Origin of the sequence: Geobacillus sp. 46C-IIa (assembly GCF_014679505.1) — a bacterium.
In the GTDB taxonomy this organism is placed as follows: Bacteria; Bacillota; Bacilli; order Bacillales; family Anoxybacillaceae; genus Geobacillus.
The window spans coordinates 371,865-393,543 of the sequence record NZ_CP061474.1 but is presented as its reverse complement, the minus strand read 5'-3'; the positions used below and the strand labels follow the sequence as shown (position 1 = coordinate 393,543).

The window sequence follows — 21,679 nt, the reverse complement described above, 5'->3', positions numbered from 1 at the left end:
CGGGCCCCTCCTCAATTACGACAAACTTTCGATCACAAGACGAAGGCCAAGCAACACGAGCACCATGCGGAGCACCATGACCAGCGTCCGGCTTTGCATCCGCTTATTGATCCACGCCCCCGTCTTCGCGCCGATCCATACTCCCGGAATCAGGGCAAGAGCGAGCCCCCACTGCACATTGCCAAGCGCCATATGGGTTGTCGAACCGACAAGCGATGACAAGAAAATGAGCAACATGGACGTCGCGACCGCCACATGCGGCGGAAAGCGGAAGAGAACAATCATCGCCGGCACCATGAGCGAGCCGCCGCCGATCCCAAACAAGCCGCCGAAAAACCCGACGGCCAAGGCAATGGCGACCGCCGCAACCGGATGATAGCCGTACACGGCCATTTCCCCGTTCCGTCCGGTGTACGTGCGCACTACTTTTCGCTTCCACCACGGCGGATGGGCCGTTTCCTTTCTTTCTAGGGCGAAGGCATCCGGCTCCAGCCCGTTCTCCTTTGCCGCCGCACCCTCTTCCGATGCCTGCGGCTTCGTTTTCTTTTGGCTCAGCGACAAAAAGAGCGACATGGCGATTAAAAACAGCCCAAAATACAATGAAAAATGGGCGACACTCAGCGTATTGTTCACCCACGCGCCGAGAACCGTCCCGGGAATACTGCCGAGGCAAAACAGCAGCCCGCTTCGGTAATCAACCATTTTATCTTTCATATACGACAATGTCGATGACAAGCCATTAAAAATAATGACAACAAGCGACGTGCCGACCGCCACTTGCGGCGTCACCGCCGCGAGCCAGCCAAGGGCGCCGAAAAACAGCAGCGCCGGCACGATGATCACCCCGCCGCCGAGGCCGGCCAAGCTCCCGACCGTTCCGGCGACAAACCCGATGAACAGAAGCAACGCGTAAGCCATCTTGCCTCCCCCTCTTCAAAACAAACCGAGCTGGCGCGGCGCAAGCCCTTTGTACTCAATGCCAAGCAAATCGATCAACTGCTTGGCGTTGTCGGCGGCATCCCCGCCGGAATTGTTGTTAAACAACACATAAATATGTGCCGTCTTTCCCATTAATGCCTTGATATGATTTACCCATTCGCTTAGCTCGCGCTCATTGTAGCGGTACAAATAGCGGACCGCCCGCCAGTTCTCTCCGGCCGTCGCCCTGTTCCAGCCGTGCACGTTGCGCCCGTGCAGGCGGATGAGCGTCTTTTCCCGATCAGTCGGATGCAAAACGGTCGGCACCGACCCTTCCCCCGCTTGCGGCTCATCGCAGATGCTGTGAATCCACCCTTCCTCTTCCATAAAACGGAGCGTTTTATCGTAAAACCGGGGCGAAAACCACGACTGATGACGAAACTCCAAGGCGACAGGCACCGCTCCCATCCGCGCCTTGACCGAGCGCAAGTAGGCGACATGCTCGCGCCGGCAGTCAAACCACGGCGGAAACTGAAACAGCACCATCGCCAGCTTGCCTGCCTCTTGAAACGGCGCAATCGATTCCAAAAACGCCGCAAACATCTCTTCCTTGTTCTCATATGGAATCGGGCCGCGCTCATGCCCGGTCATCCCTTGGTAGGCCTTCACGATAAACTGAAACGACGGCGGCGTTTCGCGAATCCATTTTTCCACGTTCGCCCGCGGTTGAATGGCGTAAAAATACGAATCGACCTCGACCGTTGGAAAATGGGCCGCGTATTCCGGCAATTTGTCTTTCGCGGCGAGGCCCGGCGGATACAAGCTGTCATGGTCGCCCCAGCCGGTCAGTCCGATATAAATCATAGCCATCACCAGTTTGTTCAATTTCCGACTATTTTAACTATACCATAAGCGTGGAACGGTTGGATATAAAAATGACCGCTGTCCCGTCCGGATGGGAGCAGCGGCAGAAAAGCGAGAGCAGCGCCAACGGCGGCGCTGCTCTCCATGACCTAGACGATCACCCAATGCTTCCTTCCATCTCAAACTTAATCAAGCGGTTCATCTCGACGGCGTATTCCATCGGCAGTTCGCGAGTGAACGGCTCGATGAAGCCCATGACGATCATTTCCGTCGCTTCCTGTTCGGAAATGCCGCGGCTCATCAAGTAGAACAGCTGCTCTTCCGACACTTTCGACACTTTCGCTTCGTGTTCAAGCGAGATGTTGTCATTTAAAATTTCATTGTACGGAATCGTATCCGATGTCGATTGGTTGTCGAGAATGAGCGTGTCGCATTCGATGTTTGAGCGCGAACCGGACGCTTTGCGGCCGAAATGAACGATGCCGCGGTACGTCACTTTCCCGCCTTGTTTGGAAATCGACTTCGAGACGATCGTAGACGATGTGTTCGGCGCCAAGTGGATCATTTTCGCCCCAGCGTCTTGGTGCTGGCCTTTGCCGGCGATGGCGATCGACAGCGTCAAGCCGCGCGCGCCTTCACCTTTTAAGATGACAGCCGGATACTTCATCGTCAGCTTCGAGCCGATGTTGCCGTCGATCCATTCCATCGTCGCATTTTCTTCGCAAACGGCGCGTTTCGTCACTAAGTTGAAGACGTTGTTCGCCCAGTTTTGAATCGTCGTGTAGCGGCAGTACGCGCCTTTTTTGACGATGATTTCAACGACCGCGCTATGGAGCGAGTTCGTCGTGTAAATCGGCGCCGTACAGCCCTCGACGTAATGGACGTGCGCCCCTTCATCGACGATGATGAGCGTCCGTTCAAACTGCCCCATGTTTTCCGAGTTGATGCGGAAATACGCCTGCAGCGGCGTTTCGACTTTGACGCCTTTCGGAACGTAAATGAACGAACCGCCCGACCAGACGGCCGAGTTCAATGCCGCGAACTTGTTGTCCGTCGGCGGCACCACTTTGGCAAAATGTTCGCGGAACAAGTCTTCGTTTTCTTTCAACGCTGAATCGGTGTCTTTAAAGATGACGCCGAGTTTTTCCAAATCTTCTTTCATGTTATGGTAGACAACTTCTGACTCGTATTGCGCCGAAACGCCGGCTAAATATTTTTGCTCCGCCTCTGGAATGCCGAGTTTATCAAACGTCGCTTTAATTTCTTCCGGCACTTCGTCCCACGAACGGCCCGATCGCTCGGTCGGTTTGACGTAGTACGTAATTTCATCAAAATCCAAGCTCGACAAGTCGCCGCCCCATTGCGGCATCGGCTTGCTATAGAAAATATCAAGCGCTTTTAAGCGGAACTCGAGCATCCATTGCGGCTCGTTTTTCATGCGCGAAATTTCTTCGACGACTTCCCGCGTCAGCCCGCGCTGGGCGCGGAAGACGGAGACGTCCTTATCGACGAAACCATACTTATATTCGCCGATTTCCGGTGCTTTTTTCGCCATCGTCGTTCACCTTCCTTCATCTTTAATGGTCGTGCAGCCCTTTTTCGAGCGCTTTCCACGCCAATGTCGCACATTTAATGCGGGCCGGAAATTTCGAAACCCCTTGAAGCGCCTCAATGTCGCCAAGATCCACAGAATCGTCGTACTCCTTGCCTTGAATCATCTCCGAAAAAATATGGGCGAGCCGAAGCGCTTCTTCGACGTGTTTCCCTTTGATCGCCTGCGTCATCATCGACGCGGATGACATCGAAATCGAACAGCCTTCCCCTTCAAACTTGACGTCAGCGATTTTTCCGTCCTCTACTTTCATCGTCAAATGAATGCGGTCGCCGCACGTCGGGTTGTTCATGTTGATATCGACGTTCGTGCCCTCAAGCACGCCGCGGTTGCGCGGATTTTTATAATGGTCCATAATGACTTGGCGGTAAAGCTGGTCCAACGGATGATTAGAAGACATGGCTGAAGTACTCCTTCGCTTTCTGTAATGCAGCGACAAACGCATCGATTTCCTCTTTCGTGTTGTAAAGGTAAAAGCTCGCGCGGGCGGTTGCGGTCACGTTCAGCCATTTCATCAACGGCTGGGCGCAATGGTGGCCGGCGCGGATGGCGATTCCTTCCGCGTCAAGAACCGTCGCCACATCGTGCGGATGCACCCCTTCGATGTTAAACGTCACCAGCCCGGCCCGCTCTTTCGGGCCATATACCGTGACGCCATCGATGTCAGCGAGCCGTTCGAGCGCGTATTGCGCCAGCTCGTGCTCATGAGCGGCAATGGCATCCAACCCGATTTGCTCGAGGAAATCGATCGCCGCCCCGAGGCCGATCGCCCCGGCGATGATCGGCGTGCCGCCTTCAAACTTCCACGGCAGCTCTTTCCATGTTGAATCATACAGTTCGACAAAATCGATCATTTCGCCGCCAAACTCGATCGGTTCCATTTGCTCCAACAGTTCTCTTTTTCCATATAATACGCCAACTCCGGTCGGTCCGCACATTTTATGGCTCGAAAACGCGAGAAAATCACAGTCGAGCGCTTGAACATCCACTTTCATATGCGGAGCGCTTTGCGCCGCGTCAACAACGACAACAGCGCCCCGGTCGTGGGCGATGCGGGCGATCTCGCGAACCGGGTTGATCGTGCCGAGCACGTTCGATACGTGGGCGATGGCCACGATTTTCGTCGCCGGCGTCACCGTTGCCTCGACATCGTCAAGATCGATCGTTCCGTCTTCTTGCAGCGGAATATATTTCAACGTCGCTCCGGTCTGTTTCGCCGCCTGTTGCCATGGAATTAAATTGCTATGGTGCTCCATGTACGTAATGACGATTTCGTCGCCTTCTTTCACATTGGCGCGCGCATAGCTTGAGGCAACCAAGTTGAGCGCTGTCGTCGTTCCGCGCGTAAAGATGATCTCCTGCGCCGATCTGGCGTTCAAAAATCGGCGCACTTTTTCGCGCGCCCCCTCATACGCGTCGGTCGCCTTCGTGCCGAGCGTATGAACGCCGCGGTGGACGTTCGAGTTGTACTCGCGATAGTAGCGGTCGAGCGCCTCGATCACCGGCAGCGGTTTTTGCGATGTCGCCGCACTGTCGAAATAAATCAGCGGATGGCCGTTCACTTGTTGATGCAAAATGGGAAACAACGAACGAATGTCTTTCACGTTCATGATTGAACTTTCCTTTCGATTACTTCGATTAATTGGTTTTTCACGCCTTCAAGCGGAATCGCTTCAACGACCGGCGCCAAAAAGCCGTGGATGATCAGCCGTTCGGCTTCGTTTCTTGGAATGCCGCGGCTCATTAAGTAATACAATTGAATCGGGTCGACGCGCCCGACCGACGCCGCGTGACCAGCCATGACATCGTCTTCGTCAATCAGCAAAATCGGGTTCGCATCGCCGCGCGCTTTTTCGCTTAACATCAACACGCGCGATTCTTGTTCGGCGTTTGATTTTGACGCGCCGTGCTCAATCTTGCCGATGCCGTTAAAAATCGAGGTGGCGCTGTCGCGGACGACGCCGTGTTTTAAAATGTAGCCTTCCGTATGCTTCCCGTAATGAACGACGCTTGTCGTAAAGTTTTGCACTTGCTCGCCGCGGCTGACGACAACCGTTTTCGTATCGCCGAACGATCCGTCACCGATGAGGCGAGTGATATTTTCCGACACGGTGTTCCCGTCATTCATCAGACCGAGCGCCCATTCGATCCGCCCGTCGCGCCCGGCGATGCCGCGCCGGTTGACATACGTCGTCACGCCTTTGGCCAAATGGTCGACGGCCGCGAAAAAGACGCGCGCGTTCGCATTGGCAAACACCTCGGCGACAATATTGACGACCGCTTTCCCTTCATTGCCCGCCGATAAGTAATTTTCGACGAACACGACGCGGCTGTTGTCTTCCGCGACAACGATGACATGGTTAAACAAGGCGATGTCGTCTTCATCTTGAATGTAAACAGCCTGAAGCGGCGTTTCAATTTCAACGTTTTTCGGAACGTACACAAACACGCCGCCGTTAAACAGCGCGGCATGAAGCGCGGCGAGGCGGTGCTCATCCGGTTTGACCGCATCGGTCATGAAATACTTCTTCAGCAAATCGCCGTGCTCTTTAGCAGCCGTGAAAATATCGGTGAAGATGACTCCTTTTTCTTTCAGCTCGCTAGAGAGCGAAACGTAAGCCGGCGTATGGTTGCGCTGCACGTATAAATTTTTCGTTCCTTCGCCTGCTTCAATGAGCGCCTTGACCGCCTCCGGCAAGTCATCAAGACCGGCATACGGTGCGCTGTCGACCGCATGGCGGGAGAAGTCGGTAAAGTTCCACTTGTCGATTTTCGTTTTGTCCGGCTTCGGCAGCGGCAGCTGTTCCGCCTGCGCGAGCGCTTCGAGGCGCCGCTCGGTCAGCCAGTCCGGTTCGCCGCGTTCGCTTGAGAACGTGCGGATGTATGTTTCATCGAATGGAATTTTCGTTTCTGTCGCCATAGTCCTCCTCCTAACGCTTACGCTTCTTGTCCGACCGTTTCGTCTTCGATGCCGAGCTCTTTTTTAATCCAGTCGTACCCTTCCGCCTCAAGCCGCTGCGCCAGTTCCGGACCGCCCGATTTCACGATGCGCCCTTGCATCATGACGTGCACATAGTCCGGAGTGATGTAGTTCAACAACCGTTGGTAGTGGGTGATGATCAAACAGCCGAATTCGCTGCTGCGCATTTCGTTAATGCCTTTGGCGACGATCTTTAACGCGTCAATATCCAATCCGGAGTCGATTTCGTCCAAAATGGCGATTTTCGGCTCAAGCATCATCAGCTGCAAAATTTCGTTCCGCTTTTTCTCCCCGCCCGAGAACCCTTCGTTCAAATAACGGTGCGCCATATCCGGGTTCATCTCCAAAAACGACATCTTTTCATCAAGCTTGCGGATAAATTTCATAAGCGAAATTTCATTGCCTTCACCAAGCCGGGCGTTGATCGCGGCCCGCAAAAAGTCGGCGTTCGTCACCCCGCTGATTTCGCTCGGGTATTGCATCGCCAAAAACAAACCGGCGCGCGCCCGCTCATCGACCTCCATCTCGAGAACGTTCTGGCCGTCGAGCGTAATCGTCCCTTCCGTCACCTCATATTTCGGATGGCCCATAATGGCCGATGACAGCGTCGATTTCCCCGTTCCGTTCGGACCCATAATGGCGTGAATTTCCCCGCCTTTAACTTCCAAGTCAACCCCTTTTAAAATTTCTTTTCCTTCCACCAATACGTGGAGATTTTGAATCGTTAATACGGCCATAAAGCATACCTCCAGTTTTTGCATAAAAATAATGTCAGCTCGCTTTTGCCCTAGCGATCGTCCATTCTCATTTTATTCTCATTACAATCTTATAACAAATGAAAAGTATTAGCAACTATTCCGCTGCCTTTTCCACTATGTACATGCAATAAACCTAAAAAGGCGGGAAATGGACAGCGCTTTTTATATTTTACACGAAAACGGCCTGTTTGTACGAGCTTTTACAAAAAAAAAGACCCCGTTGCCGGAGTCTAATGAGTGGTCCGCAGTTCACGGAGGCATTCTTGCACGAGCGTCACCGTCTGGCTCATGGCTGCCCCGCCGCCAAACGCCGCCGCCACCGCGCACGCTTCCAAAATTTCTTGTTCCGATGCCCCTTCATCGAGACATCCTTTCGTATGGTAAATCGTGCAATATTCATCTTGGGTCGCTAGGCTGATGCCAAGGGCGATCAACTGCTTTTCCTTTTTCGACAGCGCGCCTTCCGCAAAGCACGCATCGGTAAACGCGTTAAACCGTTCCGCAATCGCGGGCAGCTTTTGCGTAAACGTCCCGATTCCTTCCTTGTAGTGGCGAAGGGCGGCTTCGACTGATGTGTGTTGTCCGTTCACCTGCTGACACTCCTTCCGTAGTTCCATCGCTGTTAGTATCCGTGAACAATGTCCGAATTAAACAGCAGGGGGAAATTACCGACATGTCCCATTAAGTGCCAGTCGATATGTATATTTTCCAGCCAAATGAATAAACTACACTTATTGAGAAACACTCCTGTACAAGGTGATACGATGGGCAAAGCTGGAAAAATGAATAGCGTTCAGTTTGACTACAGCGCACCCCGCTATCTTTTCGGCAAACTGGCAGGCAAAGCGGCCAAATCGTTTTACTGGCATCGCTGGCTGTCGTGCGTGCGCTGGCGCCGCATGGATATTCCCCGCCTCCCGAACAGCGACTGGGTGCGGATCAAAGTGAAATACGGGGGCATTTGCGGAAGTGATGTAAACTTAATTCTTTTAAAAGACAGCCCGGCGACGTCCCCGTTCGTCTCCTTCCCGTTTACGATCGGCCATGAACTTGTCGGAACGGTCGATGAAGCCGGTGTTACAGTGGACAACGTCCGTCCCGGGGACCGCGTCGTCGTCGATCCCCTTCTTTCCTGTGCGGCAAGAGGGATCGACGATCTATGTCCCCATTGCCAGCGGGGCGATTACCACCTTTGTCACTCGATGAGCGGCGGGGGAATAGCGCCGGGATTGTTAATCGGCGCCTGCCGAGACACCGGCGGAAGCTGGAGTGAGTATTTGGTTGCCCATAAAAGCCAAGTGCTGACGCTCCCTGACAATGTCAGCGATTTGAACGGCGTGCTCGTGGAGCCATTCAGTTGCGCGCTTCACGCCGTTTTACGAAATCCGCCGCAAAACGGCGATACGGTGCTCGTGATCGGCGCCGGCACGATCGGAATTTGTGTTGTTGCCGCCATCCGGGCGCTCGAACTCCCATGCCGGGTCGTCGTTTTGGCCAAACACCCTTTCCAGTGTGAACTCGCCTCCCGCTACAAGGCGGATGATGTCATCCGGCTTACCAACAAAGCGCAGTATATTTACGAGACCGCCGAAACGCTCGGCGCTCGTGCGCTCCAACCGCTTTTTGGCGATCCGGTCGTCCAAGGCGGGGCAGATCTCGTCTTTGAATGTGTGGGCACAAAGCAAAGCATCAACGACGCCCTCCGGTTTGCTAGGAATGGCGGCCGGATCGTCCTGCTCGGATTAGCGGGGATTCTCCGCAGCATCGACTGCACGACCGTCTGGCTGAACGAACTGAATGTCAAAGGGAGTTTTGCTTATGGGGTCGACGAATACGAAGGAAGAAAAAGGAGAACGTTGCAAATCGCCATCGACCTCATGCAAAAAGGAAAAGTCGATCTGTCTCCGTTAATCACCCATCGCTTTCCATTGGAAAACTATCAAGAGGCGCTGCGGACGGTGATTTACAAAGGGAAAGGGCCGGTCATCAAGGCAGTGTTCGAACCATAATATGCTATCATCGGAGGAGGAAACATGAAGACATTTACGATCAGCGGAGAGAAGCAAACTCCTTTCCTTCATTGGCTTGCGGACGGAATGAAGGAAACATTTATCGCCAACGGCTATACGTACGCTTGCATCCCTGAAGACTTCGTTAAAGTCGTGTTTCATTTCATCGACCCCGAACGGCCTCGTCCTTACCGGAGAAAGGCGCAGGCAACGTTCGTCGTCTCCGTGATGGAGGCGAAGGAAACGCCGGACGACGTTCATCGGTCCGCTTACCCGTATTTGATTCGCTCGTTGGCCAACCATTTACTTTATATTTTACACACCAGCGACGGGACGACGGACATTTATTTTCTCACCCCTGAACAAGGGTTTTACAAACTGACTTATCAAAAAGGGGAAGAAGATGCGCTTTTCCGGCGCATATACGAGCGGTTGGAACCGCTCGCCGCCTCGCGGCTCGTCATCGACAACGATTTTTACGACGATCTTCCTGAAGAACTGTGGAACGGCGATGACGTGACAAACTCATTAAGCGCGGCCGGCAAAAAACTCGACCGCATGAATTTGCTTCCTGCCCCGTTCCCGCTCGAGGAGTACCTCACCCCTCGCGATTTGCGCCACCTGAAAAAGCTTTACGGGATCGGCGGCCTCAGCTACGGCAACTTGAGCGCCCGGCGGGACGGCGAGAGCTTTTGGATGAGCGCAAGCGGGATTAATAAGGCGGATATGAAGAAAGTGGGACAAGACTTTCTCTTAATCCGCGGATATGACGATAAGAAAAACGCCATGAGAGTGAGCGTCCCGCCCAATATCACGCCAAAACGGGCATCGGTCGATGCGATCGAACATTGGATGATTTACCGCGAACACCCGGAAGTCGGAGCCATCGTCCACATTCACGCTTGGATGGACGGGGTGAAAGCGACGGAAATCAACTACCCGTGCGGAACGATCGAGCTCGCCCAAACCGTCGCTAGACTTGTGCGGGAGTCAGAACAGCCTTCGCGGGCGGTCATCGGCTTGAAAAACCATGGGTTGACGATCACCGGGCCCAACCTGGAAGACATTTTTGAACGCATTGAAGGGAAAATCATCCCGCAAGTGCCGATGTCGTAGCGTACCCGTGGAATCGGGAAGAAAATCGTCGACAACTTCACTGATAAACGGTATCGTATACATAAAAAAGAAGGAAGAAAAGGGGAGAACTCGTTGGGGAAATGGGTGACATTGTTTCTTGTGACCGTCATCGGCTCCGTTCTGCTATGGATCGCCATCGCCAACGCCTTGAATGAATCAGGAGACGGACTGCTAAGCGCCGCAGCGGTCATCGCGATCCAAAACTGCCTCATCATCGTGCTTCTTGCCGCCGTCTTGGAGCGGCTGCTGAAAAAATAAGGGGCTGACCCAAAAGGTCGTCTGCCTTCAAGATAGGCATAACATATAGTGCGGCAGAAGCAGTCAGTGCGTATATATATCGAAGAAAGAGGGTGTCCCGGTTCTTTGGGGACACCCTCTTTGCTTATGGCTTGCGTATCAAAGCTGCTGTACTTTTTTCCGCCTTTCCAGCCAGCCTTATTGTCCAGCAGCCGGAATGACGGCGCCTTTATATTTTTCCTTGATGAAATCTTGAATTTCTTTCGACTGCAGCACTTCAACCAACGTTTTGATTTCTTTCCGGTTTTCATCGCCTTTGCGCACCGCCACAATGTTGACATACGGGTTGTCTTTCGGCGACTCGACGGCGATCGGGTCCTTCGCCGGATCCAAGCCGGCGTCAAGCGCGTAGTTGGCGTTGATCAACACGGCATCGCCTTCGCCGTTTTGATAAATTTGCGGCAGCAATCCAGCGTCAACGTCGGCTTTAAACGTTAAGTGTTTCGGGTTTTCCACGATGTCGTTGACCGTCGCTTTCGTTTTGTCAACGCCTTCTTTCAGCTTAATGAGCCCTTTTTCTTGAAGCATCGACAAAATGCGGCCATGGTCGGCGACCGAGTTGCTCATAATGATCGTTGCGCCATCCGGCAGCTCTTCGATACTTTTATATTTTTTCGAGTACAAGCCGATCGGCTCGATATGGATGCCGCCAGCGTTGACGAAGTCATAGCCATGCTCTTTCATTTGCGACTCTAAATAAGGGATATGTTGGAAGTAGTTAGCGTCAATTTCTTTGTCTGCCAACGCTTTGTTTGGCAAAATGTAGTCTTGGAACGTGATAATTTCCAAATCGATGCCTTTTTCTTTCAACATTGGTTTTGCCTGTTCCAAAATTTCCGCGTGCGGCACGTTCGACGCGCCAACTTTCAGTTTGACCAACCCGCCGCCTTTGTCCTCGCCAGCGGCGTTTTCATCATTGTTGTTGCCGCCGCACGCTGCTAACGCAAACACCAAGATGGCGGCCAACAGAGCGCCAAGCCATTTTTTCATTTGTTTCTTCCTCCTTTATCGTTTATCAATTTTAGAAGTGACAAAGTCACCGATCAACTGAATGACAAAGACGATGATGAGCACCAAAACGGTCGCGACAAACGTTACATCGTTATGGCTGCGCTGGAACCCTTCCAAATACGCCAAGTTCCCAAGCCCGCCGGCGCCGACAACGCCAGCCATCGCCGTGTAGCCGACAAGCGACACAGCGGTGACGGTAATCCCGGAGACAAGCGCCGGGAGCGATTCAGGCAGCAACACTTTCCAAATGATCGTCCACGTCGAGGCGCCCATCGCCTTCGCCGCTTCAATGACCCCTTTGTCAATTTCGCGGAGGGCGATCTCGACCATGCGGGCGTAAAACGGAGCCGCGCCAATGATGAGCGCCGGCAGCGCCGCGTTGGCTCCGAGCATCGTCCCGACGAGCCATTTGGTAAATGGAATAAGCAAAATAATTAAAATAATGAACGGAATAGAACGGAAAATATTAACAAACGCGGCAATGACCATATTGGCCAAACGGTTCTCCCATAGGTTTCCCTTTGCCGTTAAAAATAAAAGCAGTCCGAGAACGACCCCGAAGACGAACGTCGCCGCGACCGCCATTCCGGTCATGTACAACGTCTCGACCGTCGCCGCCCACATCGTCTCCCATTGCACGTTCGGCAGGAGGTTAGCGAGCATCGTGAATCACCTCCACCGCCACTTGCTGGCTGCGAATATAGTCAAGCGCCCGGGCGATTTCATCCGCCGCGCCGTCGATGTGCACAAACAGCACGCCGTAGGCGCCTTGATGGGTTTGTGAAATTTTCCCTTGCAAAATGTTCATGTCCACGGCAAACTGCCGCACGACTTGCGTGATGAGCGGCTGGCCGGCCGCCTCGCCGACAAACGTCAACTGCGCGATCGCCCCGTTCGGGTATTGGCCAAACAAATGGGAAACCGCTTCTTCCGTTTCCTCTGGTTCGACCAACTGCTTGACGAACCGTTTCGTAATCGGCTGCTGCGGGTTGCGGAAGACGTGCAGCACTTCGCCTTGCTCGACGATTTTGCCGCTCTCCATCACTGCCACGCGGTCGCAAATTTTACGGATGACGTGCATTTCGTGCGTAATCAGCACGATTGTCAGCCCGAGCCGCTTGTTAATATCGACAAGCAAATCCAAAATCGCGTCCGTCGTTTGCGGATCCAATGCCGATGTCGCCTCATCGCAAAGCAATACTTTCGGGTTGTTGGCGAGCGCACGGGCAATGCCGACCCGCTGTTTTTGCCCGCCGCTTAGCTGCGACGGATACGCATCTTCCCGCCCGGTAAGCCCGACAAGCTCGATGAGCTCATCGACCCGCTTTTGCCGCTCGTCTTTCGGAACGCCGGCAATCTCAAGCGGAAAGGCGATATTTTCCCGCACCGTCCGCGACCAAAGCAAGTTGAAGTGCTGAAAAATCATCCCGATTTCTTGGCGCGCCTTGCGCAGCTCCCGTCCTTTAATGCGCGCCATATCGCGGCCGGCGACGATCACCTGGCCGCTCGTCGGCTTTTCGAGCCCGTTTAACAGCCGGATGAGCGAACTTTTCCCCGCACCGCTGTAACCGATAATGCCGAAGATTTCCCCTTCGCGAATGTCGAGCGACACGTTGTCGACAGCCGTCACCGATCCATTCGCCGCATGATAAATTTTCGTCACTTGTGCGAGTGTAATCATCGTTTCACCTTCCTTCCTCTCAAAGCGGCGGAGCGCAAAAAGAAAACCTTTCTGCCCGCAGAGAACAGAAAGGTATTATCTACCATTCCGTCTCTTATCTCCCAAAGCAGGCCGCTTTGTGTGAATTGGCACCTTTTCAGCGGACGCGCTGACGGTTGCCGGGCTTCATTGGGCACATCCCTCCACCTCTCTTGATAAGAGCGCAACAATCGCCTATTCAATTGATTACGAGTGTGATTGTATCATTGGATGTCGAACGGTGTCAACAAATTTTTTATCCAACATGACGATACGGCTTGGCCAAATGGAGGAGCGATTCAAGCAACAACATATGGCGAAAGCTTCCGGACACGTACACTTCCTGCAGCCGGACGAGCTGCTGCAGCTTCAGCTCGCCGCTCAGCAACGACTCAAGCGCTTTCGTTGAGCCGCGCACCGTTAACGTGTTTCGTTCATCCTTTTCGATTTCCGTGGCAGCCGGCTCCTTGCCGATCGCCAGCAAAGCGACGCCTTCTTCACTCTCAAAGCGCACACACAATTGCTCATCCGGCAAAATCGGCAATAAATGGCGCAACATTTGCATCCGTTCCATGAACTGTCCCACTAACTGACGCACTTCCATTGACCATCCCCCCATCTCCCTTTGTTCCCTTTATTTCCATACAGAGGGGGAAGAATCCTTTACAAAAATCTCGACAGCCGCCGTGGCGAACGAGCGCCGTTTTTGTCATTTCCGAAGAAATATGTCAAACGGCGTCAAAAAAAGGCGGACGGTCAGCGCGGCAGCCGGGCTTGAATTTCCTCATACAAATAAGGGACGGAATGAAACGCATACCATTTGCCGACCATCGTTCCGCCAACAAAAAGAAGCAAGCAAGGAACGCTTTCAATTTTCCATACGGCTGCTTGCTCCGGAATATAATTCACGTCTGTTTCGTAAAACGGCAGCGCCGGAAACAGCTCTTCAACCACCGTCAACATCCGTTTCGCCAGCTGGCACGTGCCGCACAGCGGAGTGTACAAATAAAGAGCCATAAGCGGCTGCTCACTCACCGTCCGTTGTACCTTTATTCGTTCAATCGGTTTCACTCGCCTCTTCCTCTCATTAACGAGTCGATGCGGACGTCAAAATGCGCGCGCAGCAGCACTTGGGCTAAATGCCAAGGCGGAGCGGCGGCCACTTCGCGGTACGCCCGGTCAATATAAATATGTTCCGCCTCCGGAAACATGCGGCGAAACTGCCGGCGCAGCTTCTCCCCTGCCTCATCGGCGTCCGCAAGCACGTACACATCCTGGCCCTCCAGCTCATCAGCCAGCTCCTCAAGGCGCGCATCACTGATCGTGCCGTTCGTGCAAATAATGACGACCCGTTCGTTCAGCACGGCCGCCACTTTTTGCTTATCCGATCGACCTTCTACGATAATCACTTTTTCTGCCCGTCGCATGTCCGACCCACCTAACTTCAAAAAGGATACCATATTGTATGTCCTGCGCCGGCAAAAGGTTGAAAAAAAGCAACGGCTATCCACCGTTGCATTTTAACACCAGCCCGCCTCCCCGTCGCAATCGACATATTTTTGGTCCGGTTCAACGGTAGCAGTCACATCTTTATAGATTTTTCCGTTCTGTTCGGTATACCCATTTTTCAACTGGACGGCCGCCGGAAGCGGAAAGCGCCCGATGAGCTCCCCTTCCTCGTACAAGTCCAGCGAGCGGCCGTTCAGCTTGCCGGTCACCCGGTCCGTAATATCGATGCGCGTTCGTTGCAGCGCCATCGGGAGCACCCCTTTTCAATCAAGTTCCGGTATGTATAGGGTGCCCGAAACCGGAGGCGGAGATTGCAGGAACGTTTATCCTTCGTTCACCATCGCCTCGTATTGTTCAGCCGTCAACAAGTTGTCGACTTCGCTTAAATCTTTCGGTTCAATGACAATCATCCACGCTTTTTCATACGGCGATTCATTCACATATTCCGGGTTGTCGTTTAACGCTTCGTTCACTTCGACGACGGTGCCGCTGATCGGCGCATACAGTTCCGAAACGGTTTTCACCGACTCGACGCTGCCGAACGGCTCATTCGCCGTAATTTCCGTTCCAACTTCCGGCAGCTCGACAAACACGATGTCGCCAAGCTCTGATTGGGCAAAATCGGTAATGCCGATGCGCACTTTGTCCCCTTCGACGCGCACCCACTCGTGCTCTTTAGAATAGCGAAGTTCCTTTGGCGTGTTCATCGAATCCCTCCATTGCGACAAATTGTATTCTTTTTCATCATAACCGATTTTCGACAAAAACTCACTGAGTTGATTTCATTTTGTTAAAAATTTTTATCTTTCTGCCGACAGACGCCCGGCGAAAAACGACTCATACGCTTGCTCGCGAAACCCGACAACGACCCGTTCGCCATCGGTTAAAATCGGCCGTTTTACTAACATCCCGTCCGAGGAGAGCCACTCGAGCATCTCCTCTTCCGATGCGCCGTCAAGCTTGTCCTTTAATCCGAGTTCGCGATATTTCATCCCGCTTGTATTGAAAAATTTTTTAAGCGGCAGCCCGCTTTGGCGGTGCAAGCGGGCCAGCTCCTCTTTCGTCAGCGGCTCGTCGACAAGGTGCACCGTTTGCACCTCGATCCCGTGCTCATCAAGCCACCGTTTCGCCTTCCGGCACGTCCCGCATTTCGGATACCAATACAACGTCAGCGCCATAGCCATCCCTCCTCTACAACTGTTCGCGGATTCACCCTTGGCCGCCGCTATCGGCGCCTCCCCCGCTTTGTCGACACTTCGGCCTTCGCCTCTGACAGAAAAAAAGTACCAGGACAGTCCTGGTACTTCCTATTATCACACAATATACCGTTCCGCTTCAATGAGGGCGGCCGCCGCTTCGCGTTTTTTCGCGATCACGTTGATCGGCGTATGGCGCGTCAGCCGGCGGAGAGCGGCGAGCATCATCCGAAGCGTGTCGCCTTGCTCGACAGCAACGAGCGTCTCTTTCGCATGGGCTTCGATTTCATTGAACGCCTCTTGGCAGAAAATTTGCGTATACAACACTTTTTGTTTGTTTTTCTCTTCCCCGCCCGCTTGAATCGCTTTTTCGGTGCGCAAAAGCGCCGATTCCATCGCATAAACGTTGGAGACGATATCGGCGATATTGACAAGCACCTCTTGCTCCTCCTCAATCCGTTGACCGTATTTTTGCGCCGCCAGGCCGGCGACCATCAAGGCAATCTTTTTCGCGTTGCGCACCAAATATTTCTCTTGTTCAAGCACGCCGGAGCCCGGTTCTGCGGCCGTCATCATCATGAGCTCTTCCTGCAGCTGCTGCGCTTTTTGGAAGAGCGGCAGCTCGCCTTTTAACGCTTTTTTCAAATACATGCCCGGCACGAGCAGGCGGTTGATTTCGTTCGTCCCTTCGAAAATGCGGTTAATGCGCGAATCGCGGTAGGCGCGCTCGATTTCATATTCTTGCATAAAGCCGTAGCCGCCATGAATTTGCACGCCTTCATCAACGATATAGTCGAGCACTTCCGTCGCGAAAAACTTGTTCAACGAGCATTCGATCGCGTATTCGGCAATGGACTTGGCAATTTCTTTGCCGTCTTTCGCCTTTTCCGCATCGAGCAAGCCCATCCGTTCGTCGAACAAGCCGACCGTGCGGTAGACGGAGCTTTCCGCTGCATACAGGCGCGCTGCCATCGTCGCAAATTTTTCTTGCGTCAGCGTAAACTGCGAAATCGGCCGTTTGAACTGCTGGCGTTGGTTGGCGTATTTCAGCGTAATTTCAAGCGCCCGTTTCGCCCCGCCGACCGCCCCGAGCCCGAGTTTGTAGCGGCCGATGTTCAAAATGTTGAAGGCAATGACATGGCCTTTGCCGATTTCGCCGAGCACGTTTTCTTTCGGCACCGGCACATCTTGCAAAATGAGCGTCCGTGTCGACGAGCTTTTAATCCCCATTTTCTTTTCTTCTGGACCGGTTGAGACGCCCGGGAAGTCGCGTTCGACGATGAACGCAGTGAAATGCTGGCCGTCCACTTTCGCGTAGACGACAAACACATCAGCGAAGCCGGAGTTGGTGATCCATTGTTTTTCGCCGTTTAACATGTAGTGCGTCCCTTCGGCGTTCAATTTCGCCGTCGTCTTCGCGCCAAGGGCGTCAGAACCCGATCCCGGCTCTGTCAAAGCATAGGCGGCGATTTTCTCGCCCGTTGCCAAATACGGCAAATATTTTTGTTTTTGTTCTTCCGTGCCGAACAAGACGATCGGCAGCGATCCGATGCCGACGTGCGCCCCGTGCGAGATGGCAAAGCCGCCGGCCGGCGCCATATTTTCCGCAATGATGGCGGAGCTTACTTTGTCAAGCCCCAAGCCGCCGTACTCTTCCGGGATGTCGGCGCTCAACAGCCCGAGTTCGCCCGCCTTGCGAAGCAGTTTCACCGAGCGGTCAAACTCATGGCTTTCAAGATGCTCAAGCTGCGGAAGCACTTCGTTGTTGACGTACTCTTCCGTTGTTTTGGCGATCATGTGATGTTCATCGGTGAAATCTTCCGGCGTAAATACGCGTGTTGCCGCAATGTCCTCAATTAAAAAGCTGCCGCCTTGAATCGCATTGTCCACCGTTTTTGCCATCGTTCGTTTCCTCCCCCAAATCTCGTGATTGCCCGGGCGGCGCGGCCGCCCGGTTGCATTTCCGTTGGCTTCACATTACAGCAGTTCAAAGACGCCCGCGGCCCCCATGCCGCCGCCGATGCACATTGTGACAATGCCAAACTGCACGTTGCGGCGCCGCATTTCATAAAGCAGCGACAAAGTCAGCTTCGCGCCCGTGCAGCCGAGCGGATGGCCAAGGGCGATCGCCCCGCCGTTGACGTTGACGATGTCCTCATCGAGCCCAAGTTCGCGAATGACTTGGATCGATTGGGACGCAAACGCTTCGTTCAACTCGATCAAGCCGATGTCGGACAGCTCAAGGCCGGCCAGCTTCAACGCTTTCGGCACAGCCGCGACCGGACCGATCCCCATCACTTCCGGCGGCACGCCGGCGACGGCGAACGAACGGAACTTGCCGAGCGGCTTCAGGCCGAGCGACTCCGCTTTTTCGCGGTCCATGACCATCACCGCCGCCGCCCCATCGCTCATTTGCGAGGCGTTGCCCGCTGTGACCGTGCCGTTGACGGCAAACGCCGGGCGCAGTTTCGCGAGCGTCTCCATGTTCGTGTCCGGGCGCACCCCTTCATCTTGCGTAAAGACCACTTTCTCTTCGACGAGTTTGTTGTTTTCGACTTTGCGCACCGTCACTTCCACCGGCACGATTTCCTCATCAAATTTCCCCTCAGCCAGCGCGTTCGCCGCCCGCTGATGGCTGCGCACGGCAAACGCATCTTGGTCCTCGCGGCTGACGCCGTATTTTTTTGCCACTTGTTCAGCTGTATGCCCCATCGACATGTAATATTCCGGCGCTTCTTCGGCGAGACGCGCGTTCGGGCGGACGACATGGCCCATCATCGGCACCATGCTCATCGATTCGACCCCGCCGGCAATGACCGTATCGGAGTGGCCGAGCATCACCCGTTCGGCCGCATAGGCGATCGCCTGCAACCCGGACGAGCAATACCGGTTGATCGTGATCGCCGGCACCGTATACGGCAGCCCGGCGAGCGCCCCGATGTTGCGGGCGACGTTCAGCCCTTGCTCCGCCTCCGGCATGGCGCAGCCGATAATTAGATCGTCGATATCCCCGTCATAGTTTCCTGCCCGTTTTAGCGTTTCTTTGACGACGAGCGCCCCTAAATCGTCCGGCCGCACATGGGCGAGCGTCCCTTTTTTCGCTTTCCCGACCGGTGTGCGCGCTCCTGCGACAATCACCGCTTCTCTCACGCCAATCCCCCCTCAACATTCGTCCGCCCTAGTTGCGGAGCGGTTTTCCTTTCACAAGCATGTGCTGCATTCTCGCTTGCGTCTTCGGCTCGCCGATCAAGCTTAAGAACGCTTCACGCTCAAGGTCGAGCAAGTATTGCTCATCCACTTCCGTCCCGTATGGCACGTTGCCGCCCGCCAAAACGTATGCGAGTTTTTTGGCGATTTTCAAGTCGTGCTCGCTAATGTAGCCGGAATGGAACATCGATTGCGCGCCAAGCAGCATGGCTGCATAGCCGCTTTCGCCGGCCACCGGAATTTTTTTCCTTACAGGCGGGCGATAACCGTCTTCATATAAGGCGAGCACTACCTGTTTCGCTTCGTAAAGAAGATGATCGCCGTTCATCGTAATGCCGTCGCGGTCATTTAAAAAGCCAAGCTCGCGCGCTTCAGCCGCTGATGTTGACACTTTCGCCATGGCGATCGTTTCAAACGTTTTGGCCGCCACTTTGACATAGTCGACATCCGCCCCGCTCGGCAGGCTGTTCAACCGTTTGATGTACAGCTCCTTGTTGCCGCCGCCGCCCGGAATCAAGCCGACGCCCACTTCGACAAGCCCGATGTACGTCTCGGCTGCGGCCTGGATGCGCGAAGCCGCCAAGCTCACTTCCGCCCCGCCGCCGAGCGTCATGGCAAACGGCGCGACGACGACTGGCTTCGGATTGTATTTCATCTGAAGAAGCGCCTGCTGGAACTGCCGGACTGCCAGCTCGAGTTCAAAGAAGTTTTCGTCTTGCGCTTCCATGAGCATCATCGCAAGGTTCGCGCCGACGCAGAAATTTTTCCCTTGGTTGCCGATGACCAGCCCTTTGTAGTTGCGGTTCACTTCATCAAGCGCTTCGTTGATCATTTGGACGATATCAGCACCGATCGCGTTGTTTGGCGAATGGAACTCCAAAAGCGCCACGTCATCGCCCAGGTCGATGAGGCTTGCTCCGGCGTTTTTCTTGATGACGCCGCGCGTTTCTTTCAGCCGGCGGATATGAACGGTTTTTTCGCTTTCTTCCACTACTTTATAGCCGCCAGGCGCGTAATAGAACCGCTGGCCGTTTTCCGTTTTATAGAACGCCCCGGCGCCATCCGCAAGCATGTCCGTAATCCATGCCGGAATGTCGCGCCCCTCGGCCTGCATTTTGCGCACCGATTTTTCAAGGCCGATCGCATCCCACAGTTCAAACGGGCCTTGCTCCCAGCCGAACCCCCACTTCATCGCCTGATCGATCGCGACGATGTCGTCGGCGATCTCCCCGACAAGGCGGGCGGTGTACAGCAATGTTGGCGCGATGATGCTCCAAAGGAGCGTGCCAGCGCGGTCGCCGTCGGCATAGACGAGCGTTTGCAGCTTAGCGGACGCGCCTTTTGCCTGCTTCGCCATCTCCACCGCCGGAGTGGCCAATTTTTTGCGCGGTTCGTACTGCATTGTGACGTAATTGAGCTCGAGAATGTCTTTCCCCTGTTTCAGGAAAAATCCTTGGCCGGATTTGCTGCCGAGCCAGCCGTTGTCAAGCATTGCCTTCATAAACTCCGGCACGCGAAACGCCTCTTTTTCTTCTCCTTCAACGTTTTCATACACGTTGTTGGCAACATGGACAAACGTATCGAGCCCGACAACGTCAAGCGTGCGGAATGTCGCGCTTTTCGGCCGTCCGATGAGCGGCCCGGTGACCGAATCGACTTCACCGACGCTATAGCCGCCTTCCATCATCTCCCGGACGGTGATAAGCAGTCCGTACGTGCCGATCCGGTTGGCGATAAAGTTTGGCGTATCTTTCGCCATGACGACGCCCTTGCCGAGCACCTCCTCAGCAAACGTTTTCATGTAGGCGACGATATCCGGGTCTGTCTGCTCAGTCGGAATGATTTCAAGCAGCTTTAAATAGCGCGGCGGGTTGAAAAAGTGCGTGCCTAAAAAATGCTTTTGAAAGTCCTCGGAACGTCCTTCCGCCATGGCCGCGATCGAAATGCCGGACGTATTCGAGCTGACGATCGTCCCCGGCGTCCGCACTTCATCCACGCGGGCGAAGACGCTTCGTTTGACATCCAAGTTTTCCACGACCACTTCAATGATCCAATCGACTTCCGCGAGCCGGTGGAAGTCATCCTCGAAGTTGCCCGTCTCGATGAGCGCGATGTTGTCTTTCGCCATAAGCGGCGCCGGTTTTTGCTTGAGCAGCCGCTTGAGCGCCTGATTGGCAAGGCGGTTGCGCACTTGCTTATGCTCGAGCGTCCAACCTTTTGCTTCTTCCTCTTTCGTCAATTCCCGCGGCACGATGTCCAACAGCAGCGTTGGAATGCCGACGTTCGCCAAATGGGCAGCAATGCCCGAGCCCATGACGCCGGACCCTAGCACCGCAACGCGCCGAATGCGTTTTGCCATTTCGGTTCCCCCCTCACACCATTGAATGAATGATCATTCATTTTCTGGCGAAAAAAATAAAAGTGAAAAAGTGAAAACGTTCTCTATACTTAAATATATAGTATGTTGGTAATTTTCGCAATA

General features: G+C 54.1%; 23 protein-coding genes and 1 riboswitch. Of the genes, 3 read left to right on the top strand and 20 right to left on the bottom strand.

Features of this window, described 5'->3' with window-relative positions; genetic code table 11:
• Positions 1–15: 15 nt before the first annotated feature.
• The 8 genes from IC803_RS01980 to IC803_RS01945 form a co-directional block, all read right to left on the bottom strand.
• The gene (locus tag IC803_RS01980) at positions 16–918 is read right to left on the bottom strand and encodes a sulfite exporter TauE/SafE family protein (RefSeq protein ID WP_081207104.1); all 903 of its coding nucleotides are present in this window, start codon (positions 916–918) and stop codon (positions 16–18) included.
• A 15-nt stretch (positions 919–933) separates the two neighbouring features.
• Positions 934–1,782 (bottom strand): DUF72 domain-containing protein, encoded by an 849-nt coding sequence (locus IC803_RS01975; protein WP_081207105.1) that lies wholly within the window; start codon positions 1,780–1,782, stop codon positions 934–936.
• 157 nt (positions 1,783–1,939) lie between these two features.
• The gene (sufB, locus tag IC803_RS01970; RefSeq protein ID WP_081207106.1) at positions 1,940–3,337 is read right to left on the bottom strand and encodes a Fe-S cluster assembly protein SufB; all 1,398 of its coding nucleotides are present in this window, start codon (positions 3,335–3,337) and stop codon (positions 1,940–1,942) included.
• Positions 3,338–3,359: 22 nt separating this feature from the next.
• Complete coding sequence (gene sufU / locus IC803_RS01965) at positions 3,360–3,794, bottom strand: Fe-S cluster assembly sulfur transfer protein SufU (protein WP_081207107.1); 435 nt, start codon at positions 3,792–3,794, stop codon at positions 3,360–3,362.
• The gene (locus tag IC803_RS01960; RefSeq protein ID WP_081207108.1) at positions 3,784–5,004 is read right to left on the bottom strand and encodes a cysteine desulfurase; all 1,221 of its coding nucleotides are present in this window, start codon (positions 5,002–5,004) and stop codon (positions 3,784–3,786) included. Before IC803_RS01960 ends, sufU begins: the two co-directional genes overlap by 11 nt.
• Entirely contained in the window at positions 5,001–6,314 is a 1,314-nt protein-coding gene (sufD, locus tag IC803_RS01955) for a Fe-S cluster assembly protein SufD (RefSeq protein WP_081207109.1), read from the bottom strand. Before sufD ends, IC803_RS01960 begins: the two co-directional genes overlap by 4 nt.
• Before the next feature lie 17 nt (positions 6,315–6,331).
• A complete protein-coding gene (sufC, locus tag IC803_RS01950; RefSeq protein WP_081207110.1) occupies positions 6,332–7,111 on the bottom strand; it encodes a Fe-S cluster assembly ATPase SufC in 780 nt (259 codons plus the stop codon).
• Between the two features lie 251 nt (positions 7,112–7,362).
• Positions 7,363–7,722 carry a carboxymuconolactone decarboxylase family protein gene (locus tag IC803_RS01945; RefSeq protein WP_233134451.1) on the bottom strand — a complete coding sequence of 120 codons (360 nt, stop codon included), beginning with the start codon at positions 7,720–7,722 and terminating at the stop codon, positions 7,363–7,365.
• A gap of 192 nt (positions 7,723–7,914) precedes the next feature.
• Between IC803_RS01945 and IC803_RS01940 the strand changes: the two genes are divergently transcribed.
• The 3 genes from IC803_RS01940 to IC803_RS01930 all read left to right on the top strand — a co-directional run bounded on the left by IC803_RS01940 (position 7,915) and on the right by IC803_RS01930 (position 10,536).
• Positions 7,915–9,141, top strand: coding sequence for a zinc-dependent alcohol dehydrogenase (locus tag IC803_RS01940; protein ID WP_081207287.1), 1,227 nt, complete (start codon positions 7,915–7,917; stop codon positions 9,139–9,141).
• A gap of 24 nt (positions 9,142–9,165) precedes the next feature.
• Entirely contained in the window at positions 9,166–10,257 is a 1,092-nt protein-coding gene (locus IC803_RS01935; RefSeq protein ID WP_081207112.1) for a class II aldolase/adducin family protein, read from the top strand.
• Positions 10,258–10,350: 93 nt separating this feature from the next.
• Positions 10,351–10,536 (top strand): hypothetical protein, encoded by a 186-nt coding sequence (locus IC803_RS01930; RefSeq protein ID WP_081207113.1) that lies wholly within the window; start codon positions 10,351–10,353, stop codon positions 10,534–10,536.
• Positions 10,537–10,713: 177 nt separating this feature from the next.
• On the opposite strand, the gene IC803_RS01925 is transcribed toward IC803_RS01930, so the two are convergent.
• The 12 genes from IC803_RS01925 to IC803_RS01870 form a co-directional block, all read right to left on the bottom strand.
• Positions 10,714–11,565 carry a MetQ/NlpA family ABC transporter substrate-binding protein gene (locus IC803_RS01925; protein ID WP_081207114.1) on the bottom strand — a complete coding sequence of 284 codons (852 nt, stop codon included), beginning with the start codon at positions 11,563–11,565 and terminating at the stop codon, positions 10,714–10,716.
• Positions 11,566–11,580: 15 nt separating this feature from the next.
• Complete coding sequence (locus IC803_RS01920) at positions 11,581–12,249, bottom strand: methionine ABC transporter permease (RefSeq protein ID WP_081207115.1); 669 nt, start codon at positions 12,247–12,249, stop codon at positions 11,581–11,583.
• A complete protein-coding gene (locus IC803_RS01915; protein ID WP_081207116.1) occupies positions 12,239–13,267 on the bottom strand; it encodes a methionine ABC transporter ATP-binding protein in 1,029 nt (342 codons plus the stop codon). The genes IC803_RS01920 and IC803_RS01915 overlap by 11 nt, the downstream gene beginning before the upstream one ends.
• A gap of 91 nt (positions 13,268–13,358) precedes the next feature.
• Positions 13,359–13,468: riboswitch (SAM riboswitch) on the bottom strand.
• A gap of 73 nt (positions 13,469–13,541) precedes the next feature.
• Entirely contained in the window at positions 13,542–13,889 is a 348-nt protein-coding gene (locus tag IC803_RS01910; RefSeq protein WP_081207117.1) for a sterol-binding protein, read from the bottom strand.
• Between the two features lie 152 nt (positions 13,890–14,041).
• On the bottom strand, positions 14,042–14,356 hold the full coding sequence (locus tag IC803_RS01905) for a thioredoxin family protein (RefSeq protein WP_081207118.1): 315 nt from the start codon (positions 14,354–14,356) through the stop codon (positions 14,042–14,044).
• Entirely contained in the window at positions 14,353–14,712 is a 360-nt protein-coding gene (locus IC803_RS01900) for a toprim domain-containing protein (RefSeq protein WP_081207119.1), read from the bottom strand. Before IC803_RS01900 ends, IC803_RS01905 begins: the two co-directional genes overlap by 4 nt.
• A gap of 93 nt (positions 14,713–14,805) precedes the next feature.
• Positions 14,806–15,042 (bottom strand): YusG family protein, encoded by a 237-nt coding sequence (locus tag IC803_RS01895; RefSeq protein WP_063164826.1) that lies wholly within the window; start codon positions 15,040–15,042, stop codon positions 14,806–14,808.
• Positions 15,043–15,117: 75 nt separating this feature from the next.
• The gene (gcvH, locus tag IC803_RS01890) at positions 15,118–15,501 is read right to left on the bottom strand and encodes a glycine cleavage system protein GcvH (protein WP_081207120.1); all 384 of its coding nucleotides are present in this window, start codon (positions 15,499–15,501) and stop codon (positions 15,118–15,120) included.
• Positions 15,502–15,594: 93 nt separating this feature from the next.
• On the bottom strand, positions 15,595–15,972 hold the full coding sequence (locus IC803_RS01885; protein WP_081207121.1) for an arsenate reductase family protein: 378 nt from the start codon (positions 15,970–15,972) through the stop codon (positions 15,595–15,597).
• A 135-nt stretch (positions 15,973–16,107) separates the two neighbouring features.
• Positions 16,108–17,892, bottom strand: coding sequence for an acyl-CoA dehydrogenase family protein (locus tag IC803_RS01880; RefSeq protein WP_081207122.1), 1,785 nt, complete (start codon positions 17,890–17,892; stop codon positions 16,108–16,110).
• A 75-nt stretch (positions 17,893–17,967) separates the two neighbouring features.
• A complete protein-coding gene (locus tag IC803_RS01875; protein ID WP_081207123.1) occupies positions 17,968–19,140 on the bottom strand; it encodes an acetyl-CoA C-acetyltransferase in 1,173 nt (390 codons plus the stop codon).
• Between the two features lie 28 nt (positions 19,141–19,168).
• Positions 19,169–21,556 (bottom strand): 3-hydroxyacyl-CoA dehydrogenase/enoyl-CoA hydratase family protein, encoded by a 2,388-nt coding sequence (locus IC803_RS01870; protein WP_081207124.1) that lies wholly within the window; start codon positions 21,554–21,556, stop codon positions 19,169–19,171.
• Between the last annotated feature and the right edge of the window lie 123 nt (positions 21,557–21,679).

Coding starts and splice junctions, on each gene's coding strand:
- IC803_RS01925 (WP_081207114.1), bottom strand. CDS start 11,565: ATGAAAAAATGGCTTGGCGCTCTGTTGGCCGCCATCTTGGTGTTTGCG.
- IC803_RS01960 (WP_081207108.1), bottom strand. CDS start 5,004: ATGAACGTGAAAGACATTCGTTCGTTGTTTCCCATTTTGCATCAACAA.
- sufB (WP_081207106.1), bottom strand. CDS start 3,337: ATGGCGAAAAAAGCACCGGAAATCGGCGAATATAAGTATGGTTTCGTC.
- IC803_RS01910 (WP_081207117.1), bottom strand. CDS start 13,889: ATGGAAGTGCGTCAGTTAGTGGGACAGTTCATGGAACGGATGCAAATG.
- IC803_RS01935 (WP_081207112.1), top strand. CDS start 9,166: ATGAAGACATTTACGATCAGCGGAGAGAAGCAAACTCCTTTCCTTCAT.
- IC803_RS01975 (WP_081207105.1), bottom strand. CDS start 1,782: ATGATTTATATCGGACTGACCGGCTGGGGCGACCATGACAGCTTGTAT.
- sufC (WP_081207110.1), bottom strand. CDS start 7,111: ATGGCCGTATTAACGATTCAAAATCTCCACGTATTGGTGGAAGGAAAA.
- gcvH (WP_081207120.1), bottom strand. CDS start 15,501: ATGAACACGCCAAAGGAACTTCGCTATTCTAAAGAGCACGAGTGGGTG.
- sufD (WP_081207109.1), bottom strand. CDS start 6,314: ATGGCGACAGAAACGAAAATTCCATTCGATGAAACATACATCCGCACG.
- IC803_RS01940 (WP_081207287.1), top strand. CDS start 7,915: ATGAATAGCGTTCAGTTTGACTACAGCGCACCCCGCTATCTTTTCGGC.
- IC803_RS01885 (WP_081207121.1), bottom strand. CDS start 15,972: ATGGCGCTGACGTTGTATTGGTATCCGAAATGCGGGACGTGCCGGAAG.
- IC803_RS01900 (WP_081207119.1), bottom strand. CDS start 14,712: ATGCGACGGGCAGAAAAAGTGATTATCGTAGAAGGTCGATCGGATAAG.
- IC803_RS01870 (WP_081207124.1), bottom strand. CDS start 21,556: ATGGCAAAACGCATTCGGCGCGTTGCGGTGCTAGGGTCCGGCGTCATG.
- IC803_RS01920 (WP_081207115.1), bottom strand. CDS start 12,249: ATGCTCGCTAACCTCCTGCCGAACGTGCAATGGGAGACGATGTGGGCG.
- IC803_RS01915 (WP_081207116.1), bottom strand. CDS start 13,267: ATGATTACACTCGCACAAGTGACGAAAATTTATCATGCGGCGAATGGA.
- IC803_RS01980 (WP_081207104.1), bottom strand. CDS start 918: ATGGCTTACGCGTTGCTTCTGTTCATCGGGTTTGTCGCCGGAACGGTC.
- sufU (WP_081207107.1), bottom strand. CDS start 3,794: ATGTCTTCTAATCATCCGTTGGACCAGCTTTACCGCCAAGTCATTATG.
- IC803_RS01895 (WP_063164826.1), bottom strand. CDS start 15,042: ATGGCGCTGCAACGAACGCGCATCGATATTACGGACCGGGTGACCGGC.
- IC803_RS01880 (WP_081207122.1), bottom strand. CDS start 17,892: ATGGCAAAAACGGTGGACAATGCGATTCAAGGCGGCAGCTTTTTAATT.